The organism is Duganella sp. GW821-FHT01E12, assembly GCF_059422325.1.
The window spans coordinates 301566-315874 of record NZ_JBWKWR010000005.1; the positions used below are offsets into that span (position 1 = coordinate 301566).

Consider the following 14309-nt stretch of genomic DNA (forward strand, 5'->3'; position numbering starts at 1 on the left):
CGGCCCTCTGAAAACTTCTGAAATTGGCGGAGTCTCGCTGCAATTGGCCGCGCCGCTCCAGCAGAAGGAAGCGATCAATTTCAGCACGTTTCAGGAGGCGATTGCAGCAAGCTTCGGCGAAGGTCCGTGCCGGCCTTCCCCCGCACCCTACCTGCCGTCGGCCCAGCCGCGCGAGCGCTCGACCGCGCGGCCCCACTGCCCCAGCAGCTCGGCGCGGCGCCCGGCCGACATGGCCGGCTCGAAGCGGCGCTCGCACGACCACTGCGCCGCGATCTCCTCCTGCGTCTCCCAGAAGCCCACCGCCAGCCCGGCCAGATAAGCGGCGCCCAGCGCCGTGGTCTCGGTCACCTTGGGCCGCAGCACCGGCACGCCCAGCAGGTCGGCCTGGAACTGCATCAGCAGATCGTTGCGGGCCGCGCCGCCGTCCGCGCGCACCTCGGTCAGCGGAATGGCGCGGTGCGACGCCTGCACATCCTTCTGCATGGCCGCCATCAGCTCCGCGCTCTGATAGGCGATCGCCTCCAGCGCCGCGCGGGCGATGTGGCCGCGGTTGCTGCCCCGGCTCAGGCCGACCAGCGCGCCGCGCGCATACGGATCCCAGTGCGGCGCGCCAAGTCCGACAAAGGCCGGCACCATGAACACGCCGCCGTTATCGGGCACGCTGGCGGCCAGCGCCTCGACGTCGCTGGAGCGCTCGATGATGCCCAGCCCGTCGCGCAGCCACTGCACCGTGGCGCCGCCCATGAACACGCTGCCCTCCAGCAGATAGTCGGTGGCGCCGTCGACCCGCCAGCCGACCGTGGTCAGCAGCCGGTTGTGCGAGGCCACCGGATGCCGCCCCAGATGCATCAGCATGAAGCAGCCGGTGCCGTAGGTGTTCTTGACCATGCCCGGCGTGTGGCAAGCCTGGCCGAAGGTGGCGGCCTGCTGGTCGCCGGCGATGCCGGCCACCGGAATCTCGGCGCCGAACAGCGCGGCCTTGGTGTGGCCCACCTCCTCGCTGGACGACACCACCTGCGGCAGCATCTGCTCGGGAATATCGAACAGCTGCAGCAGGTCGTGGTCCCAGCGCATCAGGTGTATGTTGAACAGCATGGTGCGCGAGGCGTTGCTGACGTCCGTGACGTGGCGCCCGGTCAGCTTGTAGGTCAGCCAGCTGTCGATGGTGCCGAAGGCCAGCGCGCCGTGGCGCGCCCGCTCGCGCGCGCCCGGCACATGGTCGAGCAGCCATTTGAGCTTGGTGGCGGAAAAATAGGCGTCCAGCTCCAGGCCGGTGATGTCGGTGATCTTCCTGGCCTTGCCGTCGGCGCGCAGCGCCTCGCAGGTGTCGGCCGTGCGGCGGTCCTGCCAGACGATGGCCGGCGCGATCGGCTCGCCGCTTTTGCGGTCCCACACCACCGTGGTCTCGCGCTGGTTGGCGATGCCGATCGCCAGGATCTGGCTGCCCTCGACGTGGTTGTCGTGCAGGACCTTGCGCGCCACGGTCAGCTGGCTGTTCCAGATTTCGTTGGGGTCGTGCTCGACCCAGCCGGGCTGCGGGAAATGCTGCGGGAATTCCTGCGCCGCGCTGCCGCAGATATCGCCGTGATGGTCGAACAGGATGGCGCGCGAGCTGGTGGTGCCTTGATCCAAGGCCAGTATGTATTTTTTCATCGGCAAAGTCCCCGGGGGTGCCGCGGCGTGCGCGTCGGTCCCGCGGCAGCCGCGAACATCGTTATTAGTTGAAGCAAGCCGATAGGCCGGATTTTGTTACGGCGCAGGCGAACCTGCGCTATGACAGCCATTCCTCTAGGCGCTGGATTACTCCAGCGCTCAAGCTTCCTACCCGCACGCTCCGCGAGCAGCATCATCGCGTGCCTATTTGGAATTGCACCAGGTGGAGGTTACCGCGTTTCACCGTAACTTAATACGCTCGTCTCTGTGGCCCTATTCCTCGCCTTATGTCCCGAAGGATTTTCAGCGGACGGCCGTTAACCGTCACCCCGCTCTGTGGAGTCCGGACCTTCCTCCCGCCAGGCATTACGCGCTGGCCAGCGGCTGTCTGGCTTGCTTCAACCGCTATTGTAACAGCCCGCCCCCTTAATTCTGAAATTTGGTGTCGCCATTAGAAAAGCCGGCCCCTGCGACCGGCCGTAGAATGCGCTATACCTATACCCATAAGGCCAGACATGACGCAACCATCCCGCACCGGCGGCCAGATCCTGGTCGACGCCCTGAAGATCCACGGCGTGGACACCGCCTTCGGCGTGCCCGGCGAAAGCTACCTCGACGTGCTCGACGCGCTGCACGACTCCGACATCCGCTTCATCATCAACCGCCAGGAGGGCGGCGCCGCCTTCATGGCCGACGCCTACGGCAAGATGACCGGCAAGCCGGGCATCTGCTTCGTCACCCGCGGCCCGGGCGCCACCAACGCCTCGATCGGCGTGCACACCGCGTACCAGGACTCGACCCCGATGATTTTGTTCATCGGCCAGGTCGGCAACGACTTCGTCGACCGCGAAGCGTTCCAGGAGATCGACTACCGCCGCATGTACGGCCAGATGGCCAAGTGGGTGGCGCAGATCGACCGCGCCGACCGCGTGCCCGAATACATCGCGCGCGCCTTCCAGATCGCCACCAGCGGCCGTCCCGGCCCGGTGGTGCTGGCGCTGCCGGAGGACATGCTGACCGCCGTCGCGACCGTGGCCGACACCCGCCGCTACCAGCCGGTGCAGGCGTCGCCGTCGGCCGCGCAGATCGCGCAGGTGCGCGCGCTGCTGGCCGGCGCCAAAAAACCACTGGTGCTGCTGGGCGGCGGCGGCTGGAACGCGCAAGCCTGCGCCGACCTGCAAGCCTTCGCCGAAGCCAACCACCTGCCGGTGGCCTGCGCCTTCCGCTTCCAGGACCTGCTCGACAACGCCCACCCCAACTACATCGGCGACGTCGGCATCGGCATCAACCCCAAGCTGGCCGCGCGCGTGCGCGAGGCCGACGTCATCCTGGCGATCGGCCCGCGCCTGGGCGAGATGACCACCGGCGGCTACGCGCTGATCGCCGCGCCGGTGCCGGCCCAGCGCCTGATCCACGTGCACGCCGACGCCGAGGAACTGGGCAGCGTCTACCAGGCCGAGCTGATGATCAACAGCGGCATGCCGCAGATGACCGCCATGCTGGCCGCGATGGCGCCGCTCGATGCAGGCGCCTGGCAGGGCACGGTGGCCGAGGCCAAGGCCGACCTGGCCGCCTGGCAGCGCCAGCCGCCGATCTTCCAGGACGGCGCCGCGCCGCTCGACCTGTGGCAGGTGGTGCAGCAGATCGACAAGATCGCGCCGCACGACACCATCATCACCAACGGCGCCGGCAACTACGCCACCTGGGCGCACCGCTTCCACAGCTACGGCGGCATGCGCACCCAGCTGGCGCCCACCAGCGGCGCCATGGGCTACAGCGTGCCGGCCGGCGTGGCGGCCAAGATCGTCGATCCGGCGCGCACCGTGATCACCTTCGCCGGCGACGGCGAGTACATGATGAACGGCCAGGAGCTGGCCACCGCCGTGCAGTACCGGGCGGGCGTGGTCATCATCGTGTTCAACAACGGCATGTTCGGCACCATCCGCATGCACCAGGAGCTGCACTACCCCGGCCGCGTGTCCGGCACCCAGCTGCACAACCCGGACTTCGCCGCGCTGGCCGCGGCCTATGGCGGCCACGGCGAGGTGGTCACCACCACGGCCGGATTCGCGCCGGCGCTGGAACGCGCGCTGGCCTACGCCAACGCCAAACAGCTGCCGGCCGTGATCGAGCTGCGCTACGACGGCAACCTGATCACGCCGGGCGCCACGCTGGAGACCATCCGCAAGAACGCGCAGGCCGCCAAGGCCGCGAAGTAAGCGACCATAAAAAAACCGCCGGCTCACAGGCCGGCGGTGGTGGTCTGGCCGGCGTCGATGGACGGCGCCGGCGTTTCCTCTTCCTTCTCTTTTTCCTGATCCTTGTGCGGCTTGGGCGCCGGACAGGCGCGGCAGGCGCCGGCCTTGCGGCCGAAGTCCGTCACCCGCGTCAGCCGCATCGGCACCGCCGCGTCGCCGCAGTAGCCGCCGTCCAGCACCAGCGTGTTGCCGCCGTCGGCCAGCTTGCCGCTGATGGTGCGCTCGTCCTCGTCCGGCGGCTGCACCGTGAAGTACAGCTGCCGCCCGCGCGGATCGATGTTGACGTCGCTGGCCACCACCGGCCAGCTCAGGCCGCCGGCCGTGTATTCATACAGCACCGTGTCCACTTCTGAAAACCGTTGCAGCGTGATGCGCTGCCCGCCGAACTCGCCGCTGTCCGGATGGATGCACAGGTCCGAGTACACCACCATGCCGTAGCGCGGCAGGCCGCCGGCCGGCGCGGCAGGCTTGCGCGCCAGCCTGGGCGCGGCGAACACGGCGCAGGAAGCGAGCAAAATGGCGCCGGCCAGCACGGCGCGTCGGGTAGTGGTCATGGTAACGGCTTTCAGAAATGAACAACGGCTGCACCAGGCAGCCGTTGTGGGTACTAACTGATCAGATCAGATTAGAACGAGTGACGCATGCCGATGTTGAAGGCCTTGTCGCCCGAACCAGCTTCGGTGTTGTTACCAACGGTGTAGCTGGCGCCGTTCTTGTTCTTGATCTTAGCGTAAGCAACGTAGGTGCTGGTGCGCTTCGACAGAGCGTACGAGTAGCCAACTGCCCACTGGTCTGCATCGTGGTTAGCGACTTCTTTGTCGTTCTTGCGGGTGTACGACGCCATCAGGGTGCCGTTAGGACCGATAGGAGCGGTGGCGCCGATCAGAGCAACGCTGCTGTCGCGGGTAGCGGTAGGAGCGACTGCGTAGCCGAATGGGTTGCTGGTGTTAGCCAGAGCCGAGCTGTTGGTGCCCTTGTCTTTGCTGTAAGCAGCGAAAGCCTTAGCCACGCCGAAGTCGTAGTTGGCAGCGATCAGGGTGTTGCGGCCGATGTCGGTGCTCAGCTTAGGAGCCACGGTGTCGTTGTTGCGTGCATTGTAAGCAACGCGAACGTTCAGAGGACCGTTCGAGTAGCCGATCCAGGTGCCCAGTTGACGTTGTGCCGACGCGTCGCCAGCCTGCTCGCCCACCGAGTAGGACACTTCGCCCTGGAAGCCTTCGATCGATGGCGACAGGTACACGACGGCGTTGCTGTTGCGGGTGTTGTTGCCAGCCACGCCGAACAGGTTCTTGGCGGTACCAGCGTAGCCCAGTGCGAACGGGTCAGCCACGTCGCGCAGGGTTTCGTAGTACGGGGTGTACTGACGGCCCAGGGTCAGCTGGCCGGCGGTGGTCGACTTCAGACCAACGTAGGACTGACGGTTGGCGATCGAGCCAGCAACATCGGACTCACCGGTGTCAACTTTAACGCCCGATTCCAGAACGAAGACAGCGCTCAGACCGCCGCCCAGATCTTCCGTACCTTTGAAACCCAGACGGGAGGCCGAGCCCACGCCGCTGGTGACTTTGGTGGTGTTGGCAACGCCGCCGCGCTCGCTCACGATACCGGCATCGACGATACCGTAGATCGTTACGTTCGATTGTGCGAACGCTGCGGAGCTCATTGCGCCCAGGACGGCCATGGCGATAAGGGATTTTTTCATTACGTGTTTCCTTCAGTTGTGTTGCTGTAAAAAGGTAAAGCTAGTATTACGGCGTGTTCGGTTCTGTGCGTGAGGGCAAACTCCCCAGCTGCCACTATGCGATCCCGACTGTGGGACGCGTTCACTTAAATTGCGGCCGATTCTATCGACGCCGGCTTTATCGCAGCGCAAAATGCGCCAGAGGCGGCACTATACTGATGCTTTGCTTGTCGATCAAGTGTAAAAGCGCTCATATTGGCCGCCCTCACCCCCGTCCGTTTTCAAAACAACAGTATTTTACTGCATCGCAATATTTCCTGCCGAGTCAGCCAACTAGCCCGGTATTTCCGCCCGATGCATCCATTGCAGCAGCCCGTTGTGCGGGCCACCCGAGTGGCCAATGCAAGCGCGACTACATCGTTGTCGGACCAAGTAAAAATAGCCACTTTGCTATTTCTGACGCCATTTTATACTGAAGTGCCCCGCCGCCCGCCTCGACGCAATGGTAATAAGCTTACAACTCCAGACTTTGTTCAGAGTTTTCCGGGGGCAAAATAGCCCTCAGACCAACTTTGCTCATAGTGTAAACGCTTTATAAGTGTAGGAAATTTTGTCGCGCGCGCCGGGTGTTGCGCTGCATCAGCAATTTGTAAGAAATTGCTACCTGTTGCGAATAGGAGACAAATTCCTGCGCGCCCCTTGCAAAATCCGCCGGAATGCCGCGCGTATCGCACGCGTCAACATGAATCCCATGCATGCGGCGTCGCGCTTGATCCAGCGCACAATCGGCAGCCCAAACCGGCCGTCCAGGCTAGGCCCGCATTGAAATGTTGCTGGCAGCGACAGTTTTTTTGTATTGCTGCAAATTATCTTGTCCAAGACAAAACAAGGGGAAAGTCGATAAACAGTTCATTAGTTCTGTATGTCAACTGTGTGTCGTGGACAAGGTCTTTCCCATAGGGCAAACCGGGCAAAACCCGATTGGCGGCGCCATACTTTCGGGCGCAAATCGAATGTAAAATGCAGGTCGCGCACCCCGGCCATGGCCGCGGCCGCACAGTGCACCCGGACCCCGTGCCAACCCTCGCGACTGCCCAATAAATGGCCGCCGCTTAAGCCTGATGACTATTAACGTTTCTACACAAACAGTTCCGAGCACGATCAGCGACGTCGAACGCGACACCGGCGTCGCCAAGGAAACCCTGCGCGTGTGGGAGCGGCGCTACGACTTCCCCCAGCCCATGCGCGACCCGAACGGCGAACGGGTCTATCCGATCGAGCAGGTGCACAAGCTGCGCCTGGTGAAACGCCTGATCGACCTGGGCTACCGTCCGGGCAAGGTGATCCAGTACAGCACCAGCGAGCTGCAGGCGCTGACCGGCCAGGCCACCGGCAGCCTGCACGGCGCCAGCGTGCCGCCGCCCGCCCTGCAAAGCTACCTCGACCTGTGCAAGAGCCACCAGATGGAGGCGCTGCGCCGCAAGCTGTCGCAGGCGCTCTTGATGATGGGCCTGAAAAGCTTCGTGATCGAACTGGTGGCGCCGCTGACCGCGCTGATCGGCGAAGCCTGGGCCAGCGGCGCGCTGGCCACCTTCGAGGAACATCTATATACCGAATCGTTGACGGTGGTCATGCGCAGCGCCATCTTCGCCATGCCGCAGGCCAACGCCAGCAACCTGGGCGCGCCGCGCATCATGCTCACCACGCTGCCGCAGGAACGCGACGGCCTGGGCCTGCTGATGGCCGAGGCCATGTGCGTGGCCGAGGGCGCCCACTGCATCTCGCTGGGCGTGCAGACGCCGCTGCTCGACATCGTCGAGGCGGCCCGCGTGCAGCGCATCGACATCATCGCGCTGTCGTTCTCGGTCGGCATGAACGCGCGCCAGGCGCTGGACGCGCTGGCCGAGCTGCACACCCGCCTGGGCGGCAGCATCGAACTGTGGGCCGGCGGCGGCAACGCCGCGTTCAAGCGCCGCCGCCCGCCCTACGTGCGGGTCTACGCGCTGGCCGACATCAGCGCCGCCATCGGCGAATGGCGCCAGCGCCACGCCGCCGCGGCCGGCTGAAATCTTGTCATTCGGGTAGCATGGCCGGGCGGGGGCGCCGCGCTCTGGTAAAATAGCGGCATTTTCCCCGTGTCCGGCGCTGCCGGCCATCTGCTTGAAGCGCCCCCAACCACATGTCCATGTTTAGTTTCTTCAAGAAAAAACCCGTCGCCCCGGAAGTGCCGCAGGTTCACGCCCCGGCACCGGCCCCCACCCCCGCCGCTGAACCGTCCGTCCTGCCCGAGCTGCTGCCCATCGAGGAGCCGGCGCCCAAGCTGTCGTGGATGTCGCGCCTGAAGGCCGGCCTGTCCAAGACCTCGAACAACCTGTCCATCCTGTTCGTCGGCGCCAAGATCGACGACGACCTGTACGACGAGCTGGAGGCGGCCCTGCTGATGTCCGACGCCGGCGTCGACGCCACCCAGTACCTGCTCGACGCGCTCAAGCAAAAGGTCAAGGACGACAAGCTGCTGGACGCGGCCGCCGTCAAGGCCGCGCTGAAGCAGCTGCTGATCGAGCTGCTGACCCCGCTGCAGCGTCCGTTCGAGCTGGGCCGCCACCAGCCCACCGTGATGATGATCTCCGGCGTCAACGGCGCCGGCAAGACCACCACCATCGGCAAGCTGGCCAAGCACATGCAGACGCACGGCCAGTCGGTGCTGCTGGCCGCCGGCGACACCTTCCGCGCCGCCGCCCGCGAGCAGCTGATGGTCTGGGGCCAGCGCAACAACATCACCGTGATCTCGCAAGCCTCGGGCGACCCGGCCGCCGTCTCGTTCGACGCCGTGCAGTCCGGCAAGGCCAAGGGCCTGGACGTGGTGATGATCGACACCGCCGGCCGCCTGCCGACCCAGCTGCACCTGATGGAGGAGCTGAAAAAGGTCCAGCGCGTCATCGGCAAGGGCATGGAGGGCGCGCCGCACGAAACGCTGCTGGTCATCGACGGCAACACCGGGCAGAACGCGCTGGCCCAGGTCAAGGCCTTCGACGACGCCCTCAAGCTGACCGGCCTGGTGATCACCAAGCTCGACGGCACGGCCAAGGGCGGCGTGCTGGCCGCCATCGCCCGCGTGCGCCCGGTGCCGGTGTACTTCATCGGCATCGGCGAGAAGATCGAGGACTTGCAGCCCTTCGTCGCGGCCGAGTTTGTCGAAGCCCTGCTGGGCTAACCCCAACGATAAGCGCCCCATGATCGAATTCCGCAACGTCTCGAAACAATATTCCCCCGACGCGACGGCGCTGCGCGACGTCTCGTTCACCGTGGCCAAGGGCGAGCTGGTGTTCCTGGCCGGCCCCTCGGGCGCCGGCAAGTCCACCCTGCTCAAGATGATCGCCGCCGTCGAGCGCCCCAGCGCCGGCCACGTGATCGTCAACGGCCAGGACATCGCCCGCATCAAGCCGGCCGCCGTGCCCTTCCTGCGGCGCAACCTGGGCCTGATCTTCCAGCAGCAACGGCTGCTGACCGACCGCTCCATCCTGGCCAACGTCATGCTGCCGCTGCTGGTGACGGGCGCCTCGCGCGCCCAGGCCGAGCAGCGCGCCCGCGCCGCCCTCGACAAGGTGGGCCTGCTGGAACGGGCCGGCGCCCAGCCGCTGGCCCTGTCCGGTGGCGAACAGCAGCGCGTGTCGATCGCGCGCGCCATCGTCAACCGCCCGCAGGTGATCCTGGCCGACGAACCCACCGCCAACCTGGACCGCGCCAGCGCCAACCAGGTGCTCGACGCGCTCAAGGCCTTCCATTCGGTGGGCGTGACCTGCCTGATCTCCAGCCACGACGAACAGATGCTGGACGCCGCCGCGCGCGTCATCCATCTCAAGCACGGCCAGCTGGAGGTGGCGGCATGACGCTCTGGTTCCGGCAACACCGCTACGCGCTGGCCGCGGCCCTGGTGCACCTGCGCCGCTCGCCCGGCGGCTTTGTGTTCAACATCCTGGTGGTGGCGATCGCATTGGCGCTGCCGTTCACCGGCGTCACCCTGCTCGACAACGTGCGCCCCATGTCCGAGCAGCTGTCGGTCGATCCCGAGATCAGCGTCTTCCTCAAGCAGGACACCCCGCGCGAGCAGGCCGAGGCGCTGGCCGTGTCGCTGCGCCAGACGGTGCGCGACAAGCAGGCCAGGATCGTCTTCACCCCGCGCGAAAAGGCGCTCGACCAGCTCAAGGACAAGAGCGGCCTGGCCGACGTGCTGACCACGCTGGGCGAGAACCCGCTGCCCGACAGCTACGTGCTCAAGCTCGACGCCTTCCGCAACGCCCAGGCCGGCGGCGACGTCGACCAGCTGGCCGAGCAGATCCGCGCCCTGCCCGGCGTCGACACGGTGCAGGTCGATTCGGCCTGGGTCAAGCGCCTGGCCGCGCTGCTCAACGTGCTGCGCCTGGCGCTGCTGCTGCTGGCGGCCACGCTGGGCACGGTGGTGGTGGCGGTGATCTTCAACACCATCCGCCTGCAGGTGATGACCCAGCGCGAGGAAATCCTGGTGTCCAAGCTGATCGGCGCCACCGACAGCTTCATCCACCGCCCCTTCTACTACACCGGCGCGCTGCTGGGCCTGTGCGCGGGCGGCGTGGCGCTGGGCGCGGTGTCGCTGGCGCTGCGTCCGCTCAACGTGGCGATCGCCGAATTCGCCCGGCTGTACGCCTCCGAATTCCAGCTGGCGCCGCTGCCGCCGCTGGCCATGGCCGGCCTGCTGGCCCTGTCGGCCGGCCTCGGCCTCATCGGCGCCCTGCTGTCCGTGCAGCGCCACCTGTCCCGCCTGAACTGATCCCTCCACCCTTCCGTGCGTCCGCGCACGGAAGGGCCCATCCAGCCCCCTTAGCATTAAGGCCGGCCTAAGCTCCAACGCGCATGCTTGATATTGCAGAAGCCATGATGCTTAAAAACGTCATAGTATTTTTACTATCAAAGCGATAAATATCTGGCGATTGGCACTCAAGCAAGGAGAGTGCTAATATATGGCAACTGAAGAGAAAAACAATTCTCTTCGGAACCAAGCAACATTGAGATTAAGCAACATCTTCGAGCGAAGGAATGAAAATGACTATGATGTCCGCACCGACCGCATTGGTACCCGCCACCAATCGCGCCCTGGGACTCGGGTTCACTGGCAACCTGGGCAACCTGGACGCCTACATTTCGGCCGTCAACCGCCTGCCGATGCTGACGCACGACGATGAAATCTCGCTGGCCAAGCGCCTCAAGGAAAAGAACGACCTGGGCGCCGCCCAGGAGCTGGTGCTGTCGCACCTGCGCCTGGTGGTGTCGATCGCGCGCGGCTATCTGGGCTACGGCCTGCCGCACGCCGACCTGATCCAGGAAGGCAACATCGGCCTGATGAAAGCGGTCAAGCGCTTCGACCCGGACCAGGGCGTGCGCCTGGTGTCGTACGCCATGCACTGGATCAAGGCCGAGATGCACGAGTACATCCTGAAGAACTGGCGCCTGGTCAAGGTGGCCACCACCAAGGCCCAGCGCAAGCTGTTCTTCAACCTGCGCAGCCACAAGACCGGCCTGGACGCGATGACCCCGACCCAGATCGACAGCCTGGCCAAGATGCTGGACGTCAAGCGCGAGGAAGTGATCGAGATGGAAACCCGGTTGAGCGGGCGCGACATCGCGCTGGAATCGCCCAACGACGACGAGGACGACAAGTTCGCGCCGATCGCCTACCTGTCGTCCGAGGCCAGCGAGCCGACCCGCGTGCTGGAGGCCGAACAGGTGACCCGCCTGCAATCGGAAGGGCTGGAGGAAGCGCTGGGCAAGCTGGACGCCCGCTCGCGCCGCATCGTGGAAAGCCGCTGGCTGGCCAACGACGACGGCTCCGGCGCCACCTTGCACACGTTGGCGGAAGAGTTCGGCGTCTCGGCCGAGCGCATCCGCCAGATCGAAGTGGCCGCGCTGAAGAAAATGAAGGGCGCGCTGGCCGCCTACGTGTAAGCGGCCGCGCCCTGAGGAAAGCCCCGTCCGGGGCTTTTTTTACGTTTTACGCCGCACCCAGGCCTTGCGCCAGCAGCTCGCCGACCAGCTGGTTCAGGTCGACGTCGCGCTCCTTCGCCCTGGCGTGCAGCTGCTGCACCAGCTCGCCGTTGAGCTTGACCGCGAACGGCACCAGCCCCAACGCCTGGTCGCGCTTGCGCTGTTCCCGCTTGTCGACCACCTCGGCCACCTTGCCGAAGCTGGCGGCGCCAGGGGCGGACATCTGGCCCATTAATTTTTTAGCGTCGCTTTTCGCCATGCCGGTCTTTTTCATTTTGTTCGATCTATGTGATTCAGGGCCCCCATTCTACGGCACATAGTTTGACCCAGCGCTGCAAAGCTGCGGTTCGTGCGACATCGACGTGATCTTTTTGCTAAGCTTGCCGTCTACTCTGAAGGAAGAGGATGCCAATGAAATCCACACTCGCCAGGCAGTTGATCATCCTGCCGCTGCTGGCCGCCGTGCTGGCCATGCTGCACGCCTGCGGTTCGGCGTCGGCCGTCGGCCGCGCCGGCGCCGCGCCGCAGCCGCAGCCGTTCAACCAGACCTACGTGCTGACGCAGGGCGCCAGCGTCGCCCTCGCGCCGGCCGCCATGCCCGGCGTCAGCGGCGCCACCGCCAGCGCGCCCAGCCTCAAGCTCGAGCGCGTCAACGACAGCCGCTGCCGCGTCGGCGCCGTCTGTGTATGGGCCGGCTACATCAGCTACAGCTTCGCGCTGACCGCGCCCGACGGCACCACCAGCAACTTCGTGCTGTCCGACAGCATGCCCAACGCCAGCCCCAGCGTCACGCAGAACGGCCTGACCTTCACGCTGACCGGCGTCGAACCGCAGGCGGTCCCCGCCAAGAATGAAGCTACGCCGGATTATCGGGTAAGCTTGAGGGTGAGCAACGCCCCCTCATCCTAACCCGGACCCGCGCCCATGATCCTGTCCCGCCGCCCCGCCCGCACCGTTCTCGTCTCCACCATCATCCTCACGCTGATCCTGCCGCCGGCGGCCTGGGCCAAGACCCCGGTCGCCACCGGCAGCGGCGGCGCGGTCGCCACCATCAGCGAGCCGGCGTCCAAGGCCGCGCTGGCCATCCTCAACCAGGGCGGCAACGCCATCGACGCCGCCGTCGCGGCGGCCGCCACGCTGGGCGTGACCGACCCGTTCAGCTGCGGCATCGGCGGCGGCGGCTTCATGGTCATCTACCTGGCCAGGGACAAGCGCGTGATCACCGTCGACCACCGCGAAACCGCGCCGGCCAGCTTCACGCCCACCGTGTTCCAGCACGACGGCAAGGAAATGGACTTCGACACCGTGGTCGCCAGCGGCATGTCGGTCGGCGTGCCGGGCACCGTGCGCGGCTGGCACGAGGCGCTGGACCGCTACGGCTCGATGACGTTCAAGCAGGTGCTGGCGCCGGCCATCGCCGTGGCCAGCGACGGCTTCACCGTCAACGCCAACTTCTCGCGCCTGGTCGAAGAGAGCCAGGTCAAGTTCAGCATGTTCCCCGACACCGCCGCGCTCTACCTGCGCAACGGCAAGGCCATCCAGCCCGGCAGCATCCTGCGCAACCCCGGCATGGCCAAGGCCTACCGCGAGCTGGCGGCCGGCGGCGTCAAGGTCTTCTACGAGGGCAAGATCGGCCGCGCCGTGGTCGACGCCGTCAACCAGCCGAAAGTCGCCAACGGCGTGCAGGTGCGCGCCGGCCGGATGACGATGGCCGACCTGGCCAACTACGAGGCGCGCCTGCGCCAGCCGGTGCACAGCACCTACCGCGGCTACGACCTGTACGGCATGCCGCTGCCGAGCAGCGGCGGCATCGCCATTGCCGAGGCGCTCAACATCCTCGAAGGCTACGACCTCAAGGCCATGCCCAGGGACCAGGCCGAACACCTGTACCTGGAGGCGAGCCGCCTGGCCTTCGCCGACCGCAACGCCTACCTGGCCGATCCCGAGTTCGTCGAAGCGCCGGTGGCCGGCCTGCTGAGCAAGGACTACGCCGCCCGCCGCCGCGAGCTGATCAACCAGAACCAGGCCAGCGTGCAGGCCCCGGCCGGCGATCCGTATCCGTTCCAGAACGACGTCAGCGTGCCGCTGCGCCCCAACGCCAACAAGCTGCTGGCCGAAGGCGCACACACCACCCACCTGACCGTGTCGGACAAGGACGGCAACATCGTCTCCTACACCTACACCATCGAATCGTGGGGCGGCAGCGGCATCGTGGTGCCGGGCTACGGCTTCCTGTTGAACAACGAGATGACCGACTTCAACTTCTCCGGCCCCGCGCCCAACGTGCCGGAAGCGGGCAAGCGGCCGCGCAGCAGCATGTCGCCGACTCTGGCCTTCCGGAACGGCAAGCCGGCGTTCTCGATCGGCAGCCCCGGCGGCGCGACCATCATCACCACCGTGCTGCAGACCATCTTCAACTACGTCGACCTGGGCCTGAGCATGCCCGACGCGCTCAACGCGCCGCGCCTGTCCGAGCGCAACGGCCTGGCGACCGACGTCGAGCCGGGCTTCGCCGGCACCGCACAGGCCAGGGCGCTGGAGAAACGCGGCCAGCACTGGAACAAGCCGGAGGAAATCGGCGCCGCCAACGCGCTGGTGTTCAACCCGGACGGCACCGTCACCGCCGTCAGCGAAGGCCACCGCCACGGCGCCGGCAGCGCGCTGGTGCAGAAGTCGGCGCACTAGCGCCCCCTGCGAGG

The 14309-nt window shown here is 66.0% G+C and carries 12 protein-coding genes and 1 other RNA gene; 8 read left to right on the forward strand and 5 right to left on the reverse strand.

Annotated elements, in window-relative coordinates; all coding sequences use genetic code 11:
• Positions 1-147 precede the first annotated feature (147 nt).
• Both glpK and rnpB read right to left on the reverse strand, forming a co-directional pair.
• Positions 148-1653, reverse strand: coding sequence for a glycerol kinase GlpK (gene glpK, locus AC07WS_RS17120; RefSeq protein ID WP_494730244.1), 1506 nt, complete (start codon positions 1651-1653; stop codon positions 148-150).
• A gap of 66 nt (positions 1654-1719) precedes the next feature.
• An RNA gene (gene rnpB / locus AC07WS_RS17125) (RNase P RNA component class A) lies at positions 1720-2053 on the reverse strand.
• A gap of 115 nt (positions 2054-2168) precedes the next feature.
• On the opposite strand from rnpB, the gene AC07WS_RS17130 reads away from it, so the two are divergent.
• Positions 2169-3872 carry a thiamine pyrophosphate-binding protein gene (locus AC07WS_RS17130; protein WP_494730245.1) on the forward strand — a complete coding sequence of 568 codons (1704 nt, stop codon included), beginning with the start codon at positions 2169-2171 and terminating at the stop codon, positions 3870-3872.
• 23 nt (positions 3873-3895) lie between these two features.
• Here the strand turns inward: AC07WS_RS17130 and AC07WS_RS17135 are convergent, their stop codons facing one another.
• Together AC07WS_RS17135 and AC07WS_RS17140 are read right to left on the reverse strand one after the other, a co-directional pair.
• On the reverse strand, positions 3896-4465 hold the full coding sequence (locus AC07WS_RS17135; RefSeq protein ID WP_494730246.1) for a hypothetical protein: 570 nt from the start codon (positions 4463-4465) through the stop codon (positions 3896-3898).
• Positions 4466-4536: 71 nt separating this feature from the next.
• Positions 4537-5613 (reverse strand): porin, encoded by a 1077-nt coding sequence (locus AC07WS_RS17140; RefSeq protein WP_494730247.1) that lies wholly within the window; start codon positions 5611-5613, stop codon positions 4537-4539.
• Between the two features lie 1100 nt (positions 5614-6713).
• Here AC07WS_RS17140 and AC07WS_RS17145 point away from each other — a divergent pair.
• The 5 genes from AC07WS_RS17145 (at position 6714) to rpoH (ending at position 11571) form a co-directional block, all read left to right on the forward strand.
• Entirely contained in the window at positions 6714-7658 is a 945-nt protein-coding gene (locus AC07WS_RS17145) for a MerR family transcriptional regulator (protein ID WP_494730248.1), read from the forward strand.
• Between the two features lie 119 nt (positions 7659-7777).
• Complete coding sequence (gene ftsY, locus AC07WS_RS17150; RefSeq protein ID WP_494730340.1) at positions 7778-8806, forward strand: signal recognition particle-docking protein FtsY; 1029 nt, start codon at positions 7778-7780, stop codon at positions 8804-8806.
• 19 nt (positions 8807-8825) lie between these two features.
• Positions 8826-9482, forward strand: a complete 657-nt coding sequence (locus AC07WS_RS17155) for a cell division ATP-binding protein FtsE (protein WP_494730249.1) — start codon at positions 8826-8828, stop codon at positions 9480-9482.
• A complete protein-coding gene (gene ftsX, locus AC07WS_RS17160; RefSeq protein ID WP_494730250.1) occupies positions 9479-10399 on the forward strand; it encodes a permease-like cell division protein FtsX in 921 nt (306 codons plus the stop codon). The genes AC07WS_RS17155 and ftsX overlap by 4 nt, the downstream gene beginning before the upstream one ends.
• 272 nt (positions 10400-10671) lie before the next feature.
• Entirely contained in the window at positions 10672-11571 is a 900-nt protein-coding gene (gene rpoH, locus AC07WS_RS17165) for an RNA polymerase sigma factor RpoH (protein ID WP_494730251.1), read from the forward strand.
• Between the two features lie 46 nt (positions 11572-11617).
• Here rpoH and AC07WS_RS17170 read toward each other — a convergent pair whose 3' ends face one another.
• The gene (locus AC07WS_RS17170) at positions 11618-11884 is read right to left on the reverse strand and encodes a hypothetical protein (protein ID WP_494730252.1); all 267 of its coding nucleotides are present in this window, start codon (positions 11882-11884) and stop codon (positions 11618-11620) included.
• Between the two features lie 137 nt (positions 11885-12021).
• Here AC07WS_RS17170 and AC07WS_RS17175 point away from each other — a divergent pair, with 137 nt between their 5' ends.
• Together AC07WS_RS17175 and ggt are read left to right on the forward strand one after the other, a co-directional pair.
• Positions 12022-12519: a hypothetical protein gene (locus AC07WS_RS17175; protein ID WP_494730253.1), complete on the forward strand. Its 498-nt coding sequence runs from the start codon at positions 12022-12024 to the stop codon at positions 12517-12519.
• Between the two features lie 15 nt (positions 12520-12534).
• The gene (gene ggt, locus AC07WS_RS17180; RefSeq protein ID WP_494730254.1) at positions 12535-14295 is read left to right on the forward strand and encodes a gamma-glutamyltransferase; all 1761 of its coding nucleotides are present in this window, start codon (positions 12535-12537) and stop codon (positions 14293-14295) included.
• Positions 14296-14309 lie beyond the last annotated feature (14 nt).